Annotated in this window: 5 protein-coding genes; 1 reads left to right on the top strand and 4 read right to left on the bottom strand. The window is 62.1% G+C overall.

The window, feature by feature from the left end:
* Positions 1-113: 113 nt before the first annotated feature.
* The gene (locus tag QZ326_RS12460) at positions 114-524 is read left to right on the top strand and encodes a peptide deformylase (protein ID WP_295745757.1); all 411 of its coding nucleotides are present in this window, start codon (positions 114-116) and stop codon (positions 522-524) included.
* 47 nt (positions 525-571) lie between these two features.
* Here the strand turns inward: QZ326_RS12460 and QZ326_RS12455 are convergent, their stop codons facing one another.
* The 4 genes from QZ326_RS12455 to QZ326_RS12440 form a co-directional block, all read right to left on the bottom strand.
* Entirely contained in the window at positions 572-1,348 is a 777-nt protein-coding gene (locus QZ326_RS12455) for an HAD-IIA family hydrolase (RefSeq protein ID WP_295745754.1), read from the bottom strand.
* A gap of 240 nt (positions 1,349-1,588) precedes the next feature.
* Positions 1,589-1,918, bottom strand: coding sequence for a hypothetical protein (locus QZ326_RS12450; protein ID WP_295745752.1), 330 nt, complete (start codon positions 1,916-1,918; stop codon positions 1,589-1,591).
* Positions 1,919-1,949: 31 nt separating this feature from the next.
* Complete coding sequence (locus QZ326_RS12445; RefSeq protein ID WP_295745749.1) at positions 1,950-2,666, bottom strand: helix-turn-helix domain-containing protein; 717 nt, start codon at positions 2,664-2,666, stop codon at positions 1,950-1,952.
* A gap of 192 nt (positions 2,667-2,858) precedes the next feature.
* Positions 2,859-2,977 (bottom strand): sporulation initiation factor Spo0A C-terminal domain-containing protein (locus QZ326_RS12440; protein WP_295745760.1); only part of this gene is annotated, 119 nt, incomplete at its 5' end.

The raw sequence follows: 2,977 nt of genomic DNA, 5'->3' as shown, positions 1-2,977 counted from the left end.
CCGGCAACGCAGCTATGCCTTTCCCGGACCGCTGAACTTTTCTCAGTATTTTGGGGAATTGCTCTAGGGCCCGGCGAACGGGCACACCGAGATAGGAAAACGGAGTGATCTGCATGGTACGGGAGATTGTAAAAGACCCCGCCCGCCTCACCCAGCGGGCGGACTATGCCGGCGTGGAGGACCTGGAGACGGCCCGGGACCTGCTGGACACCCTGGCGGCTCACCGGGACGACTGTGTCGGCATGGCGGCCAACATGATCGGTGTGAACCGGCGGGTGATCGTATTTGAAAACGACGGAGCGGACATGGTGATGTTCAATCCGGAAATCGTCAAGGCATCCGGCCCCTATGAGGCGGAGGAGGGATGCCTCTCCCTCTCCGGCGCCCGCAGGACCCGCCGCTGGCAGACCATCAAGGTGCGGTATCAGAACGAGCTGTTTCAAACCCGGCTGAAGACCTTCACCGGCTGGACGGCGGAGATCATCCAGCACGAGATCGATCATTGTGAGGGGATTTTGATCTGACGGCATAAAACACCGGAGAGCCCTTTGCCGGCTCTCCGGTGTTCTGCTCAATTTCCGGGGATCTCTCCCACGCCCTTCAAAATGAAATCAGGGCGGTAGGGATATTCCTCGCAGGTCTCCCGGCTGGACACGCCGGAGAGCACCAGCACGGTGTCAAGACCCGTCTCGATGCCGGCAATGATGTCCGTATCCATGCGGTCGCCCACCATCACCGCGTTCTCGGAGTGGACGCCCAGCATCCGCAGGCCGGTGCGCATCATCAGCGGGTTGGGCTTGCCCACGAAATAGGCCTGCCGGTCGGTGGCCAGCTCGATGGGCGCGATGAGCGCCCGGCAGGCCGGCACGATCCCCGCCTCCGCCGGGGCCGTCAGGTCCGGGTTGGTCCCGATGAGCTTCGCCCCGGCGTTTACCAGGCGGATGGCCTTGGTGATCTGCTCCAGATTGTAGGCGGAGGACTCCCCCACCACCACATAGTCGGGGTTCACGTCGTTGTAGGTGATGCCCTTGTCGTAGAGAGCGTTGGTGATACCGTGCTCTCCCACCACATAGGCGCTGCACCCCGGCGACTGGCTGTCCAGAAAATACGCCGTGGCCAGAGCGCTGGTATAAAAGTGGGTCTCGTCCACATCCAGGCCCATGCGGGCCAGCTTCTGCTGGAGCTCCTTGGGGGTGTACTGGCTGGAGTTGGTAAGGAACAGAAAGTTCTTCTTCTCCTTCACCAGCCACTCCACGAACTTCTTGACCCCAGGCAGCAGCTGGTTGCCGTGGTAGATCACGCCGTCCATGTCGCAGATAAACCCCTTTTTCTTTCTCAATACATCCATGTCATTACTCCTATCCGTTCCGGGCTCCAGGGCCCATTTTCCGCTGCGGCGCGGCTCTTATCTTCTAGAGTATCCCATATCCCCGCAGATTTGTCAAAGGATTCCCCGCCGCGCCCACACTGAATACTCCCCAACCGGGCAAATTGCTTTACCAATTGTAATGAAATTGACAAAATAAACTTTTCGTATTCATCGGTGCGGCAAAGCAGACCGCCGGAGCTGCCCCGGGGACCGGCAGCCTTACGCCCGTCTCTCCCCGTACCACAGGCAAAACAGCATCCCCATTCCGCCCAGCCACACCGCCAGGATGTCCCAGGGGTCGGACACGGACCGGGGCAGGTACAGCGGGGTCACGTACTCCCAGAAACACCCGCACCCCAGCAGGAGTGCTGACACGGGCAGGACCCGCAGCCGGACAGGATGTCCCGCCGCCGCCAGTAATGCGCCCAGAACGCACACCATCAGCCCGCCGGCCAGGAAGTCGGCGAAGTACCACGCCAGCAGACCGTGGAGCACTCCGGCGGTGCGGGGAATCAGCACCAGGCGGTTCAGGACGTACAGAGCGGCCACGGCCGCCGCCGGAAGCGTGTACCGCCGCATCTCAAAAGAAGGAGAAGAAAATCAGCGTCACGATGATACCCACGGCCACCGCCCCCACGGTGCCCCAGAACCCCAGTCCGCCGGACCGCGTCTGCTCCAAAGGCATCACGTCCATGGCGTCCGGCTTGACCCGGAGAAGATCCTCCTCCTCTCCCCTGTCCTCCACGATGCGGGGCAGGAGCACCTGGCCCAGATGGGCCGCCACCCACTGGGCGGCCCTGGCGTTCCGCCCCCGGCAGAAAACCAACTGATTGTGGGGATAGGTACACTGATAGCCCTCATTCAGGCGTTCAATCTCCTCAGGTGTAAGGCCGCAATACTTTACTATTTTCTGTGCCTGATCCTGCCGGATAGGACCCGCCAGGGCACCGACCACCGCATACAGCGGGCCCTGGGACACCGCCGCCGGGGGCAGCGCGTACCCGCAGGCGGGGCATATACCTCCGGAGGTCTCCCGCCCGCAGCAGGGGCAGGTATCCGGGACCCCGGACGGAGTCTCCTCGGCCGCTTCCTCCTCCGGCTCCTTGTCCAACAGGATGTAGTCCGCCGAGACGTGCAGCTGGCGGCAGATCTCCGCGATCATCAGTGCGTCCGGCACCGTCTGAGCGGCTTCCCACTTGCTGACGGCCTGCCGTGTGACGCCCACCAGCTCCCCCAGCTGCTCCTGGGTGAGTCCGGCGGCCTTCCGGACAGCGGCAAGGCGCTGATTCCACTCCATAGCGATTCCTCCTCTTTCTCCCTGCGGCAGGGGTCTTTTCTGTCTCACAGTTTAACATAGTCGCCCCCGACAGACAAGCAACAGACTGTCACAACCTGTCAACCGCCCGTTGACAGAGGCCGGTTTTGAACTCCCGGCAAACGGAAGAGGAGAGGTGAAATCCTCTCCTCTTCCATATTTCAGGATTTTCTCTCAGCCGGACAGCCGGCCGCCGGCGCGCATCTCCAGCACCAGCCGGTCCGCGATCATGGCGATGAACTCGCTGTTGGTGGGCTTGCCCTTGGCGTTGGAGACGGTGTAGCCAAAATACA

Origin of the sequence: uncultured Oscillibacter sp. (assembly GCF_910587525.1) — a bacterium.
Taxonomy (GTDB): domain Bacteria; phylum Bacillota; class Clostridia; order Oscillospirales; family Oscillospiraceae; genus Oscillibacter.
This window is presented reverse-complemented; position numbering and strand designations above follow the sequence as displayed.